This window comes from Lentilactobacillus kribbianus (assembly GCF_013184075.1).
GTDB classification, from domain to species: Bacteria; Bacillota; Bacilli; order Lactobacillales; family Lactobacillaceae; genus Lentilactobacillus; species Lentilactobacillus kribbianus.
The window spans coordinates 1-17341 of sequence record NZ_JABEQQ010000003.1; the positions used below are offsets into that span (position 1 = coordinate 1).

The following is a 17341-nucleotide window of genomic DNA, read 5'->3' on the forward strand; positions in this document are numbered from 1 at the left end:
TGTACTTAATTGCTTGACCAGCCTTGAACTTATCTAAGTCATTAAATTCATACTTCCAACCATCTTTTGCGGTCACTGTCTTCGAATCAACCTTTTTACCATCTGCTAACAAGTTAACCGTAATTTCATCTGGTCGTACACCATCTTGGTTATCATGGTCTGACCACGTCTTCTGGCCTGATACACTCGTCTTGGCCACCTGATGCGTATTAACAATGTTATTGCCATCATACGTTGTCTTGTAACCGTCAACTGCTGCTTCGGCAACCGTGTACTTAATTGCTTGACCAGCCTTGAACTTATCTAAGTCATTAAATTCATACTTCCAACCATCTTTTGCGGTCACTGTCTTCGAATCAACCTTTTTACCATCTGCTAACAAGTTAACCGTAATTTCATCTGGTCGTACACCATCTTGGTTATCATGGTCTGACCACGTCTTCTGGCCTGACACACTCGTCTTGGCTACTTTGTGGGTGTTCGTAATAATCAAATTACCTTGATCTTCACTATTTACTTCAGCGACATAACCATCAGGTGTGTTCACCTCTTTAACAGTGTACTTCACATCTTTATGGTTTTGACGTTGGTTCAGATCATTCCAAGTATATGTCCAACCTGTATCTGAAGTTAATTCAACGGGACCACCATAAGCCTTGTCATTTGCATAAAGTTGTACTTTAATGCTTGTCCGTAGGCCATCTTGGTTATCAGCATCTTGCCATGCCTTCGTTACCGTTGCACTTGTTTTACCAGGGGTGTACTTGTTTACAATATTCTTCGCATCTGAAACGTCAGAGTTGTAATCATTTACTTGATCTTCTGTTATTGTGTAAACAATTTTTTTACCAGCGCTGTACTTATCTAAGTCATTAAACTCGTACTTCCAGTTATCCTTAGCGGTTACCGTCTTCGTTGCCACTTCCTTACCATTTGCCAATAAGTGTAGTGTGATACTGTCTGGCCGATTACCATCTTGATCATTATTATCTAACCACGTCTTCTGGCCTGACACACTCGTTTTAGCTACCTGATGCGTATTAACAATGTTATTGCCATCATACGTTGTCTTGTAACCATCAACTGCTGCTTCGGCAACCGTGTACTTAATTGCTTGACCAGCCTTGAACTTATCTAAGTCATTAAATTCATACTTCCAACCGTCTTTTGCGGTCACTGTCTTCGAATCAACCTTTTTACCATCTGCTAACAAGTTAACCGTAATTTCATCTGGTCGTACACCATCTTGGTTATCATGGTCTGACCACGTCTTCTGGCCTGACACACTCGTCTTGGCCACCTGATGCGTATTAACAATGTTATTGCCATCATACGTTGTCTTGTAACCGTCAACTGCTGCTTCGGCAACCGTGTACTTAATTGCTTGACCAGCCTTGAACTTATCTAAGTCATTAAATTCATACTTCCAACCGTCTTTTGCGGTTACCGTCTTTGAGTCAACCTTTTTACCATCTGCTAACAAGTTAACCGTAATTTTATCTGGCCGTACACCATCCTGGTCATTATTATCTACCCAAGTTTTCTCACCACTAACCGAAGTTTTAACCTTCTCATTTGTGATTGTACTAGTAACAAGCTTATCAGAATTAGCATCAGCAGCCTTCAATGTAATAGTTCGGTCTGTAACCGTTTGATAATCAGTTGGTGCCGTTTCTACAAGAACATACTTACCACTCTTCAGATTATTCCATCTGATTTGTCCCTTATCATCCGTTGTTCCTGTACGCAATAGTTGACCCTTAGCATTATTTTTGTATGACCAAAGTTCAAATTTAACACCGCTTAGAACCTTGTCAGTATCCTTATCAACCTTAGTTAATTGATAGTCTAAATTCGTTCCTTCAGCAGTTCCACTATTGTTTACAACATCATGTGATGTTGTAACTTCTCCAGTAACTACTTTTTCACCTTTACCAGTGACAGTCACTGTATTGCTCAACGTATCATTTATCTTAGAACTGTTGATTAATGTCCGATAATGAACAGAATATGTTGTCGAAATTTCATGTAAGAATTTAATTGTCATGACTTGCTCACCACTTGTTTGGTCAGTCGTAATATTAATTGAATAATCCTTACCTTCTGTCAACACATTTGTCTTATCAACTGTAATTACACCATTAGCAGCAACTTTTGTTCCATAAATAATAACGTCGCTCTTATCCAACACTTGATTCGTTGATGGCTTATCAACAACCGTAACATCTTTCAATGTTGATTGCTCTGGATTTACTGTAATATTCCATACCGCATAAGCAGAATCTTCTGGATCTTGCTCACCAGTTTTATAAGCAACCTTACCACTATTTGGTACTGACACTTTAGCAGTTAGGTCCTTATCCTGACCATCATTTGTATACTTTGCAGTATTATCATAGCTAAGCGCATCAATGACTTTTCCTTCTAATGAAGTTTCAAATATCATAACATAAGCCTTATTGCTATTTTCTGGCAAATTAGCCGTTAGTGTTCTGCTATCTTTAGCATAATCAATATTTGTATCAACTTGATTACCTAATTTATAACTACCATTTTGATTAATTGTGGCTTCATATAACTTGGCACTATCAGTAACATACTCTGGATCTCCTGTCAGTGTATCTACCAATTTAGCGTTCTTTAATTCTCGTTGATTATAATTAGCCACAACTGTCCATGTAATATGCTTATTGACTGCATTATAACTACCTGATTTTGTACCATCCGTTACGAATTCTTCTTTTGGTATAAAATCTGCTGAACCATTATTTTTGTGTGTATCACCATTTTTATCTGTCCAAGCAGCCGCAATTGTATTTGTCCATTTATTACTAATTAATTTTTTAGTATCAAAATTCGTCTTATATGTTAATAAGAATTCATCAGAAGTCTTGTTATATGCTCCTGATAATTCAATTTTGAACCCAGTAGCCGTTTTAATGAACTTATAGTCAGTTCCACGTTCCAAAGCTTTGTTGGTTGTAACATCCTTTAATACAAATGACGTATCATCTACTAATGTTAAACCATTTGGAATGCTATCTTCAGCTGACCAGTTGGTCATTTCTTGTTGGCCTTGATTAATTCTCACATTCCATATAACTGTTTTTGCATTATAGTCAACATCACCAATCGACTTAGCAATTCCTTGTTCATCAACTTTTTGGTCACCAACCGTCACTGTTTTGCCATTACTTTCAGCAGAGTTATTAATGGTTGTTGACCCATTAATTGGCGTATTCACTTGCGTCTGATAGGTAATTTTAACCGCTTGCTCTAACCCCTTTGTAAACTTAATGGTCATTTGAGTCTTATCACTATTGTAAGTGATCTCATAGTCATCTTGTTTAACTTCTTGACCACTATTTGGTCCATCTGTATATACTATTTTTGGTGTTCCAGTATATTCCTGTGCTCCTGATAAATTATCAGTTAATACAGTCCCAGCTGGTAGCTTCTTATCGCCCGCATTGTAGTTAATCGTCCAATTTAATTTTTGTGACCCTGAAGCACCATCGTATTTCTTATCTAATAACTTACCATAACTAGCTGTTACCGTAGCCTGAGCTGGATAATCTTTACCATTGTTGATTAATGTTGCATTATTTTCAAATTTAACATCTCCACCCTCGTTTGGAATTGCATCCGCTTCTATATCAGTTGCATACTTAATTCTAAATGCTTGTTGCGTCTTTGAATAGTTTCCTATCAAAGTAACCGTACCGTTATCTGATACAGTATAATCAGTTTTCTGCGTTAATTGTTGACCTTCACCAGTAATATTACCTTTCAAATTAATATTCAACAGATAAACTTGAGTACCAGTTAATTTCAAACCCTTAGGTAAAGTATCTTTAATAACTGCATTATTTAAAGTCCTACCGTTAGTGTTAATATCAACTTGCCAATTCACACTTTTTGGGTTTTTGGTTGGTGATACAGTTCCAGACTTAGCAATATCATTACCGCCAGTTGGATTAACAATAATGTCAACCTTTTGATCTCCTGAAGTTGTTGGTGCAATAATTGTCGTTTGACCAGGTTCAGTAACATTGATTTTAGCCTGATTGTAATTAAAGGTACCTTTAATATTCTCTTTATCGTCAACATTTGAATTAAATGTGAAACGTACAGTACCATCACTTTTTATCTCATACGTACCATAGTCTCCAAGGTCACCTGTTCCTGCACGATAGGTAATATTTGCTGGTAATTTAAACTCAAAATAATCTCCAGCTTTAACACTATAGCCATCCTTTAGTTCATTAGGTATTGACCAATTATAGGCTAATGATACATTTGTATCAGCTGTGACATCTGCTGCACTAACCTCATTATTGCTTGGATCTGTAAATTTAATATCTGCTTTATCTATCATAGTGCCATTAGAACTATCAGGTAAGTAACTGCTAATATCATTTGCTTGCTCATCCTGAGTTGTTGCTTTTGTTACACTTTTTTTAGTATCTGCTTTTGTACTAACTTCACTTTTTGAAGTTATACTTGTGCTTGATGTTGTACTCGTACTAGTAGTTGCTTTTTCTTCAGAACTACTAGTAGATGAAGATGATGTCTTATTCTGCTTTGCAGCCACATCAACGTTTGCTGTTAATTGACCATTTGTAAATGTTGCAGTTGCTGCCGTATCAGTTGCTGAAAAAGTAACTGGAATGTTAACTTGCGCAGAAACATTCTCATTAATCTCAACATCAATTTGTCGATTCTTAATTTGATACGTTCCAACATTTTTGCCTTCTGTACTTACCAATGTCTTTAATACATCTGGTATCATTAATACATCTGAATCAAGTTTAATTTGTTCACTTTTCTTCTCAGAACTAGTATTATTTAAACTTAAATTTAATTCTGCTGTATTCTCCCCCGTTGACTTAGCAGTCATCTCTGTTACTACAGTCGGTAATTCATCCGCTGCTACCTGAAGAAATGGCACAAACAACTGAGACACTAAACTTAACATCATTAAAACCACATAAAATTTCGTGGCATACCCACTTTTATTTTCCATTTGATACTCCTCCTTCAATATTTCAAACAATAGAAACAATAGTAAACTTTAACCCTGTAAAAACTTTCTACATTGAACAGAAAGTAGCCTATCGTCTAACTCAAACATAAAAAATCCACTTTAAACATCATTCATTTACCCTTAGGCGAATTTTTTAAATCAAGATAGAGCATACTATAGACGACCCACTAAAAATTTTCATTTTCTATAACATAACGATCGTTTTCACCTTACTAAATTATAACCTATATTAATTGCTATTATACCAAAAAAATGGACTATTTTTATTCAGTCCGTAAAATGAAAGTATAGGCGTATTTTTATGTCAATTCGTTATTCACAAGATTTCAAAGATTCATTGGTTAAACTTCACCAAGAAGGCTGTTCACTTAAATCATTGGCAGAGGAATTTGGACCTTCAAAAGATTCTATTGCTATTTGGGTCAAGCAAGCTACCCCTGTCATGATTCAGGGTCAGTCAAAGACGTTAAAGGATGTCAAGCAATTAGAAAAGCGTCTCGCTATTGTTGGAGGAAGAAAACAAAATTTTAAAGCGATCGGCCATCTTACTAGCCAAAAAATAGTCCGTAATGTGGGATTGCCGCTAGTTAACCAATTTTTAGCACAAGGCTACGCGCTTGTGCGTATTTTAAGTCCACTTAAAATAAAACCTAGTACCTATTACAACTGGCGCTATTGGCAGCCCGGTCGACAAGAAAAGCGTAGAGAATCCCTGAAACCTTATATTTTGTTTGGAAAACCTTTAAATTTTATGGTTATCGTCGTATTGCTGCTTATAGTCAACAAACCGACGGTCCGAAAGTATCTGAGTATATGACACTCAAATTGATGCGTGAATTAGGGATTAAATCACGCATGCAAAAACGTTATCACAAACCCAAAACTGTTGTGACGGTTGATCAAAAGCCCAATCTATTGACCCCTGAGCAGGTTAATCCGCCAAAATTTTATTATACACTTACATTTACCGATTATTTTAATGTGGTTAAGCTGACATCAGCTTGCCCCACGCGGGTAGCGTTCTGCATGACATGCTCTCACTGAAGGTGATCCTGCAATGATAAATTGCCCTGTCACGGCGTGACCCGCCGGAGGTTTTACAAGCCGGATAAGTGGCGCTGTAAAATAGCAGTTCCCCCAGGAGGAAGGGGGAACGCTACTGTCATCGCTTGTCGATGACTTGCCTCGCAGAGCCTGTCCAAAATATCATTTTGGTATAACAAGCTATACCAGATTTTAAACAGTGTTATACTGGTCTTGGAAAACCTTTTTCGAGGAGGCATTTTTGATGGCGCATTTACAAAATCGCCTCTCAAAAATATTGAAAGAATAACCCCTAATATCTATAATGTAGATATTAGGGGTTATTTATTTTCATATTATAAAAATGACTTCTTCTATTCGTCATTTTTTCGATACCTTTTAGAACGATTTTGACCAGGAAATAAACGATCATGCGATCCGACTCGAATGCCAATTAAGACTAGTTCATCTTTATCAATCGTATAAACCACCAGGACATCGTTAGTTTCGCTGGGTGTTTTGATTTTCGGGGTGTCTCGTAAATGAAATTCATTATAACCGCTCATTCGCCGATTAAGCTCATGATCTTCAAATTCTGGTGGTAATTGTTGCTGCTCAAGCAACAGGTCAATGGCTGCTCGAACTTCATCAATAATAGATTTATCTAAACTGGCTAACCGTTTTAGATCAGCATTAAAGGTTGCACGTGGTTTAAATCTTAGTTTTTTCATTATTTAAACTGACCCCAATAACCATCATCTGATTCAACAATTTCATCGTCAGGTAAAACATGGCGTTTAATTAACTGATCACGTGCAATTGCATATTCTAACGAACCTTCTTTCGCTTTTAATGCTCTTTCTAGCCAGTCCATTTTTTCTTGTGAAACGATGGCTACTGCGCGACTATTTGAACGAGCAATATAAACGGTTTCGTCTTCGTCATTAACTTGATCTAAATATTTTTTTAGGTTAGCGCGAAAATCGCTCTGTGTTAGTGCTAATGTCATATTTATCACCCTTTCATTGTACTTAATATTGTACTTTAATTTGTACTAAAAATCAATTTTTTAAGGAGCTAAAACTATGCAACAAGTTGTCTTACCCATCAAAGATTCAAACGTTCTCAAAGAGGTTCAAGATACCTTACTCAACAACTTTAAAGCTGGCCGGCGTAACTATACAGTTTTTCAAGTTGGCAAAGCGACACTGCTGCGAGTCAGTGATGTCATGCGCTTAAAACAGGCCGATATTTTTAATCCGGACGGTTCTATTAAACAAAATGCGTTTATTCACGACCGAAAAACTGGTAAACCTAATACCTTGTACCTTAAACCTGTTCAAACAGAGCTCTTATTGTACCGTCAATGGCTGCTTGATCATCAGTTGGATTCTGAATGGCTCTTTCCTTCCATTCAACACCCAGAACGCCATATCACGGAAAAACAGTTCTACAAAATCATGAGTAAAGTTGGTGATCTGTTAGGAATTAATTATCTAGGTACCCATACAATGCGCAAAACCGGTGCTTATCGCGTCTACACGCAATCAAATTATAATATTGGCTTAGTCATGAATTTGCTCAATCATTCCAGTGAAGCCATGACTTTAGCTTATTTAGGCTTAGACCAGGCTAGTACTGAAACGATGCTGGATAAAATTGATTTTGGTTAGGAGGCTGGCTTTATGGATTTAGATTTTAAATCAAACAAGTATGATCTTTTTGATGATTGGCATCAAAACAAGACTAAACAAGCCTTTACACAAAAGTTGCAGCAACAAGCTCAACTTGAAAAAACACAGCTGCCACAGTTATTGTCGCGTGAAGATTTAAAAATTCGCTGGCAGATGAACTCTCGTCAAAGTGTTCATCAAGTTGCTAGTAAGCCTGATTTTCCGCAACCCGTTTTTGCTTTTAATCATGGTAAGACGCCACTTTACTTAGCAACTGAAATTCAAATTTTTGAAATTAATCACCCCTGGGTGATAACTCCCAGTGCTCGTCTTGCTTATAGTCATTGGATCCTTCGCAATGTGATTGATCAATCTTGATATTCAGCTCTATGTTTTTGAGGGTTTACTCTAGGTTTTTTATAGTTGGCGCTAGCCTTCTAATACAAATAATACCCATTTCGATGGGTATTAAATCTACCCTTGACAAGTGTCAAGGGTGTAAGTGCGCATTGACCTCATTCCACTCGGTCTGCTGATAACTATAGAATCAATTTTTGCCATGGTCGAATTGAATGTATTCTTAATTCAACTTATGCTTACACTTAACTAAGTTTATTGTGCTTTAAACACTTAAAAACTGTTGCAGATTACGCTGTTTTAAGCCAAAATTTTTAATTGCTTTGTGCAGATAATCTTTATAAGCTTGGTAACAAATTTTGAATAACGGTGCTGTAAGATCTGTGAATTTAAACTGAAAGCATGATGTTAGGAGTCATTAAGATTGACGAAAAGAAAGTATTAAAACCAATTGATGAAATGCTTGCTGATCCTTGGCAAATTGATATTCAAGAATTGTTTGAAGCTTCTGTCAATTAACCTGATGAGATCAAAAGGAACTTGTATGATTCCTTATACACTTATGTTTTGCAAAAAAGGCAAGAAGATATTATTAGTCGTCCAGGTTTCGTCATTTAGCCCTCTAAGAGCCTGCTGAGGGCTTTTTATTTTTCCTTTGGTATAAATGTATATGAATGGTCTTAAAACCGCTAGAAATGAGAAATAAGGCTCTTAAAAACGAATATAGCAGTTAAAGTCTTGTTAAGATTCAAAAAACTAACTGTTTGCTGTCAATGGTAGCGGACGAGCAAAGCGTGGGAGCATAAGGAATTGACAGCTCTAAACCAGTTTTAACACTGAATTGGCGAAAGCCAAAGTTTCTATAAAACTTTGCTTTCCTGCCTAACGGCGAGTGAAAAAGCGGTTAAGCTGGCTCAGCTTGGACGGGGTACGGGGCGTCAGCGCCCGTTTTAATGTGGCTTGCCACACCTTTTTAGGCAACGAACAGAGTGAGGCACAAGGAGCATAGCGACTGGAGTTTAATGTGAGCAGGTTTTTGGCTCACTCCTTTGTATTTTTTGCTTCTAGGTTTTGATCTCGTACAGTAGTGCCTCTTATATACCTCTTTTATAAACCTCTTTTAAACCTCTTTTAGACCCCTCTTGAGCCTTACTCCCCCAAGGCGTACAGAAGTTTATCGACTACATTTTGTCTGTTTATCGACTACATTTTGTCTGTTTATCGACTACATTTTGTCTGTTTATCGACTACATTTTGTCTGTTTATCGACTACATTTATTTACTCCTGTATTCAAATAAGGTAGTATTATTCAAGGAGGTTATTTTATGAGCAATGAATTAGTCAAATATGACCCTGAATTAAATACAATCCCCTTGCGAAGGTTTACTCCTGTAGAAATGAACTTGTTCTTTTCTGTAGTTTCTAGAATGCGTGATAAAGGTGATGATACTGTTAGATTTACCTTTGATCAGTTAAAAGAGTTAAGTGCCTATAAGCCAACCGCAAATAATCGGTTTATTGATGACATACAAAGTACATATCAAAAAATACTAGGTCTTAGATTTGGCTCTCGAAGTAAAGATGGTCTTGATAGAGAGATGTTTGTCATGTTCACTCGATTTGAAATTAAGGGATCTGCAGACGTTCCTTATGTTGATATTCAAATTTATCCCAAAGCGTTGAAACTTCTAAATAATCTCGAAAGTTGGGTTCGTTATGCTTTGACAGAGTTCCGAGATTTAAAGAGTAGTTACGCAAAAACAACTTTTCGTATTCTTAAACAATTCCGAACCACTGGTTATGCTTATTTTTCTAAAAATGATTTCTTTGAACTACTAGATATTCCACAAAGCTATTGGAGTAAGCCTGCGAACGTTGAATCTAGGGTTATTCGCCCAATTAAGGAAGAACTAACCCCTTTGTTTAGAGGCCTAACTATACGAAAAAAATATGGTAAAGGTCGTGGGAAACCAGTGATTGGTTATACTTTTACTTGGAAGCCTGAAAGAAAAGACGCAAACGACTTTTCTCAAGGTAAGTTCCAAGATGAACGGCAAAAACTCTTTAACATTCAGCATAATGGTGAATTAACAGAACAAGAAAAATGGCGTGCTACCGATAAAGTTAAAGGCCTACCACTAGGCTCAACTGAAAAACAGGTACTGGCTGAAAAACAAGCTGAACATGATCAAAAAATCAGAGATCAAGCAAGACAAGAAGCACTTGCTGAACTCCGAAAGGGGTTTGGAAATCATGCCTAAAACTATTAGAGAACTTGCTGATGAGTTTGGTGTATCAAAACAAGCCATTAGGGAAAAAACTAGATGCAAACTTTAGTTGTTGTTAATTCGGGATATTTGCTGTTAAAGCAACATTCATTGGTGGCAACAACCAGAACCAAATCAATTATAGTTTAGCTTGAAGATTGATACCTAGTTTAAAAAACGACAAGAACGACAACCAAGTTTAAGCTTTGCTTGTCGATTGGTGTTCTTGTCGTTTTTAACTTATAATTTAAGGCGGATTAATTAGGTGGTGAAACTATTGGGCAAGACTATTCGACAACTTTCAGAAGAATTGAAATTATCAAAACAAGGTATTAATCAACGTATTAATAGTATTAACGGCTTTCGAAGCAAACACACTTACAAAGTTAAAAACCATCTAGAAATAGACAACCAAGGCGTTAAAATGCTTGCTAATTTTGACAAGCAAAAACGACAAGAACGACAACCAAATCGGCAAGCTGAAAACGACAAGGACAAAAATATTGATCAGATCTTGCTAAAACAACTTGATGTTAAAGATCAACAAATTTCCAAATTACAAAAGTCCTTGGATCAGCAGCAACAACTACAATTAACGACACTTGCCGAAAATCGTCAACTAAAGAACCATATTCAAGAATTGAGTGATTTGCTTGAATCTTCTAGTTTAACTCAAAAACGACAAGCAATTAAGAAAAATGACAACTTGTCGAATAGAGAAAATCCCAGTAATATCAAGGATAAAGATGACAAGCAAGATAAAAATTATGTTGCCGATATTGATGAAAAACAAAAAAAAATACATAAAAATAAAACCAATAAGAGTTGGTGGCATTTTTGGACATAAACTTCAATACCAGTTATCAAAACTTAATGACTGAGTTTGTTTGACTTTTAGATATTCAAGCAAAAAAATACTAGCCTACCAGATCTCTATCAAGATGTAAATTTTTATCTTAAAGAGTTGATATACTAGAATTTAAAAGGATAAGCTCGCATTAAGTAGGAATAAAGAGCTAACTTAGATTAAGTAATATAGAAATGGTGTGATATTATAGTGAATTCTCGGCAAAAACATTTAACAAGAGCTAAAAAAGGAAAAAATGATGAATTTTATACGCAATGGTCGGATATTGAAAAAGAGGTTAATGCCTATATTGAATATAATCCTAATGTTTTTAGAGACAAAACGATTCTACTACCAGCTGATGACCCTTTTGAAAGTAATTTTTTCAAATTCTTTGCAACAAAATTCAATGAATATGGTTTAAAGAAACTTATAGCAACTTCTTATGCACCAAGTCCAATTGTTAACACTCAATTAAGTTTATTACCAGAATTAGTACCTGAACAAGAAATTAAGCACACACGAAATAAGCAAATAACCGAGGCCTATAAAATAGAGCTGACGGAGATTATTGATGAGAATGGGACGGGAACAATCAATATTGATGATGTTATTACAAGATTATTAAAGGAAAAAGAAATAATTGACTCAGGCGGGACTAGCAATATCTTATCTTATTTAAAAGGCGACAGTAATCCTGATGGAATTGAAAATTTTTCAGCTGGTGATTTCAGAAGTCAAGAAGTTGTAAATCTTAGAGACGAAGCAGATATAATTATTACCAATCCTCCTTTTTCATTATTTCGCGAATTTCTAGATTGGATAAATCCTAACGAAAAACACTTTTTAATTATAGGTAATATGAATGCTATTACTTATAAAGAAGTTTTCCCTTTAATAAAGGATAATAAGATATGGCTAGGTACTGGAATGGGTAGATGGATTTCGGGATTTATTGTTCCTGATAGCTATGAACTATATGGAACAGAGGCTAGGATTGAAAAGGGTCAACGCATAGTATCAACTAATAATGCCTTGTGGATGACTAACCTCGACCACGGAAAACGTCATCAACCATTGTCATTAATGACTATGGCTGACAATATTAAATACAGTAAACATAAAAATGTCAAGGGTCATAAATACGAGAAATATGATAATTACGATGCTCTTGAAGTACCTTATACAGATTCTATTCCCAGTGACTATGAAGAATTAATGGGCGTTCCTATTTCTTTTTTAGATAAATATAATCCTGATCAGTTCCAGATAATTGGTGCAAGTGATAACGGTGCTATTGATGAACAATATAAACTACCTCACTTCAAAAAACATAATGAGCCCTATATTGATGGGAAAAAGGTTTATAAGCGCATATTCATAAGGGTGGTAAAAAAATGAAAGCCGTTTTAAAGCAATATACTGTCGCGGAAATAGTAAAAGGATTTGTATACAATGACTATGAAGGAAAAGGTTTATTTGGACTATCAGGCAAGTTAACAATTCAACCAGAATACCAACGTAATTATATCTATGCAGACGGGAAACGAGAGGTCGCATGTATAGATTCAATTCTTAAAGGCTATCCTTTAGGCTTAATCTATTTTAATAAGATTTCTGGCGATTCATTTGAAGTATTAGATGGACAACAACGAATTACTTCTATAGGCCGTTTTATCACGGGGAAATTTGCTATTTTGGATTCTAATAATAATAGAAATTATTTTTCTGGACTAAGTACAGATCAACAACAAAAAATTTTAGCCTATAAACTTCTAATATATGAGTGCAAAGGAAGTGAAAGTGAAATTAAAGAGTGGTTTAAAACTATTAATATTGCTGGAATTCCACTTAATGAACAGGAATTGAGAAATGCTATTTATTCTGGCCCATTTATTACCGCAGCAAAACAAGAATTTTCTAATTCTGGTAATGCAAAACAGCAAAAATGGCAATGTTATATTAAAGGTGTTGTTAATAGGCAAGATATTCTGCAAGAAGCTTTGAATTGGGTTAGTAAGGGAAACATTGATACCTACATGTCACAGCATAGGTATGATACAAACATTAATGATTTGGAAAATTACTTTAATACAGTTATCGAGTGGGCTTCTTCTGTATTTATTAATATTGAAAGGGAAATGCGCGGCCTTAATTGGGGATTATTGTATGAAACATATCACCGTAATTCATATAATCCTAATGAAGTAGAAGTACGCATAAAAGAATTACTTGCAGACCCTGACATCACAAAAAGGGCTGGTATTTTTGAATTTATCCTAGGTGGTGAAAAAAATCCTAGTTTATTAAATATAAGAGCCTTTAGTGAAACTGATAAAAAAGCTAAATACCAAGAACAAACTAATGATGCAAAAAAAAAGAGTGTCTCAAATTGTCCAATTTGTGTTACAGATTCAGAGTATCAACATACTGACTATATTTGGAAATCTTCAGAAATGGCTGGCGACCATATCGTTCCTTGGTCTAAGGGCGGTAAGACAGAACGCGATAATTTGCAGATGCTATGTAAACATCACAATAGTATGAAGTCTAACAATTGATATTTAGTAAACGCCTCCCTCAATAAATGTTAAGGAATAATTATAATTAGGGTCTATAATTATATAATAACCCCTCAAAAATACTATTAAAATAACCCTCATTATCTAGTGATTAGATAATGGGGGTTGTTTTTTTGTTAAGTGATATAATAAACCATAAAAGAAGTTTAGAAATACGGTCCTGGTCATCAATAAATAAACAATTTAATTAATTATTTATTTAATTATTTAATTTCAGAAAGGTATATATGAATCATGGCGCAACAAATCGTCCTACCCATCAAAGACTCCAACGTCTTAAAGATGGTACAAGATACACTTCTCGATAGTTTCCGTGCTGGTCGCCGAAATTACACCGTTTTTCAAGTTGGTAAGGCCACGCTACTACGTGTGAGTGATGTCATGACATTAAAAAAATCAGATGTCTATAATCCAGACGGCTCTGTCAAAAATACAGCCTTTATTCATGATAAAAAGACCGGTAAAGCAAACACGTTATATTTAAAGCCTGTTCAGCAAGACTTGTTGCAATATCATGATTGGCTGGTCCAAGAAAATATCAAGTCTGAGTGGTTATTCCCCTCGACAGCCCATCATGATCGCCATATCACCGAGAAACAGTTTTATAAAGTGATGGCGCGTGTTGGTGATCTACTAGGTATCAACTATTTAGGCACGCACACTATGCGTAAAACAGGTGCTTATCGCGTCTATACACAATCAAACTACAACATTGGCTTAGTCATGCATTTATTGAATCACTCAAGTGAAGCCATGACACTGACTTATCTTGGGTTAGACCAAGCTAGTCGCGAAACGATGTTAGATCAAATTGATTTTGGTTAACCTATAAAAAATTTTGCTCGTATGCTGAAAATTCGGATTGCTTTATTTCTAGGACATAATCCGAGATAATCAAGTATAGGTTTTTTTTATTATGAAAGCTAAGAGATACTCAACTAAATTTAAATCATCAATTGTTGCCTTGTACAACGAGGGTCGTTCTGTTAATTCGCTGGCCAATGAATATCATTTGGCTGTACAAACGGTTACGGGCTGGGTCAAAAATCTCAAATCAATCCCAACTGCTCTTATACTAAAAATAGTCCATTTTTTAGTATAAGAGCATCCATTATAGCCCATACATTTTCTATTCTTTTTATTACCAATAATTTTGATATTCAATTTTTGATAATCAATAATTATTAGTTCTTATTGTGCATATTATTTTTAATTAAATCACGTAATTGACGAAAATCATTTTTTACGTCGTAATTGTGCCACTTTTGCGAAATTAGCTGTTGTAACAGTTCTTCTATACGCTCTACGTCAGTTTCGTCCGTGTAATTGATCCAATGGACGTGCTCTAACCAATCAATATAAGCATGCTTTCCTTTTACATAGCTATTTCCAAATAACAAGGCTCATATAGCTATGAAATCAATTGTTTATAAAGTGAAGTTTGTCGGTAGCGATACCAGTATCACGTATAATAGATTAATCAAATATATTAAGGTCCTTTCTCAATTAACTAGGTAATAATAAATAAAAAAGCGCCAACAAGTGCATGTCAGTGCTTTTTGTGTGCCACAAAATGTGTTCTAGATAATATTTCGTATCCTACTTATTCACTTAAATATCTAGCATCTGAAAAAACTTAAAATATTAGTCCATCGAATTTTCAGTCATGCTATTTAGTTTTCCGTAAATGGTCATAGAAATATTATGCCATTGATCCGCTATACGCTCCTATGAGGATATTTCGCCACAAACTAGATAAATTAGTCCGGAATCTCATTATAAGAGCACTTTGCTGTTGTTAAGGTGTAGCTTTGGAAAAAATTGGTTGACGGGGTACATAGTTTCATTATTTTACAGTCTTTGTGCCACCAGCATTACCATTAATACCCTCCTCTACACCCGGGTTATACCAATCAGCGTGAGCATTCGTTTTTTGTTTCGTTAAATCAAAATAGTTAATAATAGAATCAGGTGCTTTGGCCCACGTATAGCTTTTCTTCAACTGCCCAATTGTTGTAATACGATATGCTGTACTTGGAAATAAACAAGTAATAATTGTTACCTGTGCATTTTGACTGGGATCAAGCACACTCACGTCATCAGCCTTAACCAGCCGTTGTTGTTTAATACGATATTCAAAAATACCGTCACTATTAGCTAGGTAAATGGCTTGATTATTCAACCAATTACTTTTTTGTCTCTGCCCATTCACAAGATAAGGTGAATCATTTTGATAATTTTGCTGCAAACCACTAAACCCCGTTAAACCATCATAAAAATTATGACTAGCCAGTCCATAATTACCTTGCCCCATTACTGGTACTTGCTTACCAGTTGGATCTACCGAGCTACGATTTGCATAATTTGCACCTGCTTGCAGACCTTTTTCTGAATAAGCATCATTAAAAATAGGCTCAAGAATACCAACAACAGGTATACTAACAAATCCTTGCTTTTTTAGACCAGTTTGCGTTTCACGCATTAGGCGTTGTCTAATTCTATTACGATCAACCAAACTCATCTTCTTGCTATCATCAACTACGACCCTATGTGAACGTATTTCTTGCACGATTTTATTATGAACGCCCAGCCAATTTTGTTGGTAGCAAATGTAACTAATGCTACATAAAATGATAATTAATAATATATATTGACAAATTTTATCAATTTTTCTCATTTTAACTAGCTTCCCATTTTAATTTGATACGCTATATGCATCCGCTTAAAAAAATAGTCTGTGAATCTAATGTTGCATACTGATTCACAGACTATTTTTATTTTTTAGATAATGTATTCATCTATCACATCGACATAAAATTTATTAGTCATTATGACGTCTCTTAATAAACACATACCCAAGACTACTTAATACAAACAAGATAAACACTAATCCAGAAATCACAAAGTTCTTCGAACTTAATACACCAGTGGCAGGAAGTATACTTTCCAGTAATCCTTGATGCTTATGATTTTTTGGTGTTCCTTGATTGATTGATTGATTCTTAACGGGTGTTGACGATTCATTTAGAATATTAGTCAAATCATAACCACTAACCGTTGTTTTATAACCTGTGACCTTATCTTCAGAAATACTGTACTTAATTGCTTGACCAGCCTTGAACTTATCTAAGTCATTAAATTCATACTTCCAACCATCTTTTGCGGTCACTGTCTTCGAATCAACCTTTTTACCATCTGCTAACAAGTTAACCGTAATTTCATCTGGTCGTACACCATCTTGGTTATCATGGTCTGACCACGTCTTCTGGCCTGATACACTCGTCTTGGCCACCTGATGCGTATTAACAATGTTATTGCCATCATACGTTGTCTTGTAACCGTCAACTGCTGCTTCGGCAACCGTGTACTTAATTGCTTGACCAGCCTTGAACTTATCTAAGTCATTAAATTCATACTTCCAACCATCTTTTGCGGTCACTGTCTTCGAATCAACCTTTTTACCATCTGCTAACAAGTTAACCGTAATTTCATCTGGTCGTACACCATCTTGGTTATCATGGTCTGACCACGTCTTCTGGCCTGA

General features: G+C 35.5%; 15 protein-coding genes and 1 pseudogene. 11 read left to right on the forward strand and 5 right to left on the reverse strand.

Going from position 1 to position 17341, the window contains the following annotated elements; genetic code table 11:
* Positions 1–5026, reverse strand: a 5026-nt coding sequence (locus tag HII32_RS07710; protein ID WP_172190101.1) for a Cna B-type domain-containing protein, incomplete at its 3' end; no start/stop codon positions are given.
* Positions 5027–5348: 322 nt separating this feature from the next.
* On the opposite strand from HII32_RS07710, the gene HII32_RS07840 reads away from it, so the two are divergent.
* Complete coding sequence (locus HII32_RS07840; RefSeq protein WP_246224901.1) at positions 5349–5864, forward strand: hypothetical protein; 516 nt, start codon at positions 5349–5351, stop codon at positions 5862–5864.
* Positions 5813–6091: a hypothetical protein gene (locus tag HII32_RS07940; protein WP_425483286.1), complete on the forward strand. Its 279-nt coding sequence runs from the start codon at positions 5813–5815 to the stop codon at positions 6089–6091. The genes HII32_RS07840 and HII32_RS07940 overlap by 52 nt, the downstream gene beginning before the upstream one ends.
* 353 nt (positions 6092–6444) lie before the next feature.
* On the opposite strand, the gene HII32_RS07725 is transcribed toward HII32_RS07940, so the two are convergent.
* Positions 6445–6801, reverse strand: a complete 357-nt coding sequence (locus tag HII32_RS07725; RefSeq protein ID WP_172190103.1) for a type II toxin-antitoxin system YafQ family toxin — start codon at positions 6799–6801, stop codon at positions 6445–6447.
* Positions 6801–7079: a type II toxin-antitoxin system Phd/YefM family antitoxin gene (locus HII32_RS07730; RefSeq protein WP_010620850.1), complete on the reverse strand. Its 279-nt coding sequence runs from the start codon at positions 7077–7079 to the stop codon at positions 6801–6803. The genes HII32_RS07725 and HII32_RS07730 overlap by 1 nt, the downstream gene beginning before the upstream one ends.
* Before the next feature lie 76 nt (positions 7080–7155).
* On the opposite strand from HII32_RS07730, the gene HII32_RS07735 reads away from it, so the two are divergent.
* The 9 genes and pseudogenes from HII32_RS07735 (at position 7156) to HII32_RS07770 (ending at position 14899) form a co-directional block, all read left to right on the forward strand.
* Positions 7156–7743, forward strand: a complete 588-nt coding sequence (locus tag HII32_RS07735) for a site-specific integrase (protein WP_010012550.1) — start codon at positions 7156–7158, stop codon at positions 7741–7743.
* Positions 7744–7755: 12 nt separating this feature from the next.
* Complete coding sequence (locus HII32_RS07740; protein WP_054646963.1) at positions 7756–8121, forward strand: hypothetical protein; 366 nt, start codon at positions 7756–7758, stop codon at positions 8119–8121.
* A gap of 384 nt (positions 8122–8505) precedes the next feature.
* Positions 8506–8718 (forward strand): annotated as a pseudogene (locus HII32_RS07845) (hypothetical protein).
* Positions 8719–9426: 708 nt separating this feature from the next.
* Positions 9427–10362 carry a replication initiation protein gene (locus tag HII32_RS07745; protein ID WP_172190105.1) on the forward strand — a complete coding sequence of 312 codons (936 nt, stop codon included), beginning with the start codon at positions 9427–9429 and terminating at the stop codon, positions 10360–10362.
* A gap of 283 nt (positions 10363–10645) precedes the next feature.
* On the forward strand, positions 10646–11215 hold the full coding sequence (locus HII32_RS07750) for a DUF536 domain-containing protein (protein WP_172190121.1): 570 nt from the start codon (positions 10646–10648) through the stop codon (positions 11213–11215).
* A 210-nt stretch (positions 11216–11425) separates the two neighbouring features.
* Positions 11426–12616 (forward strand): adenine-specific methyltransferase EcoRI family protein, encoded by a 1191-nt coding sequence (locus HII32_RS07755; RefSeq protein WP_172190107.1) that lies wholly within the window; start codon positions 11426–11428, stop codon positions 12614–12616.
* Positions 12613–13776: a GmrSD restriction endonuclease domain-containing protein gene (locus tag HII32_RS07760; RefSeq protein ID WP_172190109.1), complete on the forward strand. Its 1164-nt coding sequence runs from the start codon at positions 12613–12615 to the stop codon at positions 13774–13776. The genes HII32_RS07755 and HII32_RS07760 overlap by 4 nt, the downstream gene beginning before the upstream one ends.
* Positions 13777–14031: 255 nt before the next feature.
* Positions 14032–14622: a site-specific integrase gene (locus HII32_RS07765; protein ID WP_172190111.1), complete on the forward strand. Its 591-nt coding sequence runs from the start codon at positions 14032–14034 to the stop codon at positions 14620–14622.
* Positions 14623–14713: 91 nt separating this feature from the next.
* Positions 14714–14899: a transposase gene (locus tag HII32_RS07770; RefSeq protein WP_172190113.1), complete on the forward strand. Its 186-nt coding sequence runs from the start codon at positions 14714–14716 to the stop codon at positions 14897–14899.
* Between the two features lie 744 nt (positions 14900–15643).
* Here HII32_RS07770 and HII32_RS07775 read toward each other — a convergent pair.
* Positions 15644–16474, reverse strand: a complete 831-nt coding sequence (locus HII32_RS07775; RefSeq protein ID WP_172190115.1) for a class A sortase — start codon at positions 16472–16474, stop codon at positions 15644–15646.
* Between the two features lie 144 nt (positions 16475–16618).
* A partial coding sequence (locus HII32_RS07780) for a Cna B-type domain-containing protein (RefSeq protein WP_172190117.1) occupies positions 16619–17341 on the reverse strand: 723 nt, incomplete at its 5' end.

Coding starts and splice junctions, on each gene's coding strand:
- HII32_RS07740 (WP_054646963.1), top strand. CDS start 7,756: ATGGATTTAGATTTTAAATCAAACAAGTATGATCTTTTTGATGATTGG.
- HII32_RS07840 (WP_246224901.1), top strand. CDS start 5,349: ATGTCAATTCGTTATTCACAAGATTTCAAAGATTCATTGGTTAAACTT.
- HII32_RS07745 (WP_172190105.1), top strand. CDS start 9,427: ATGAGCAATGAATTAGTCAAATATGACCCTGAATTAAATACAATCCCC.
- HII32_RS07765 (WP_172190111.1), top strand. CDS start 14,032: ATGGCGCAACAAATCGTCCTACCCATCAAAGACTCCAACGTCTTAAAG.
- HII32_RS07735 (WP_010012550.1), top strand. CDS start 7,156: ATGCAACAAGTTGTCTTACCCATCAAAGATTCAAACGTTCTCAAAGAG.
- HII32_RS07775 (WP_172190115.1), bottom strand. CDS start 16,474: ATGAGAAAAATTGATAAAATTTGTCAATATATATTATTAATTATCATT.
- HII32_RS07760 (WP_172190109.1), top strand. CDS start 12,613: ATGAAAGCCGTTTTAAAGCAATATACTGTCGCGGAAATAGTAAAAGGA.
- HII32_RS07770 (WP_172190113.1), top strand. CDS start 14,714: ATGAAAGCTAAGAGATACTCAACTAAATTTAAATCATCAATTGTTGCC.
- HII32_RS07725 (WP_172190103.1), bottom strand. CDS start 6,801: ATGAAAAAACTAAGATTTAAACCACGTGCAACCTTTAATGCTGATCTA.
- HII32_RS07730 (WP_010620850.1), bottom strand. CDS start 7,079: ATGACATTAGCACTAACACAGAGCGATTTTCGCGCTAACCTAAAAAAA.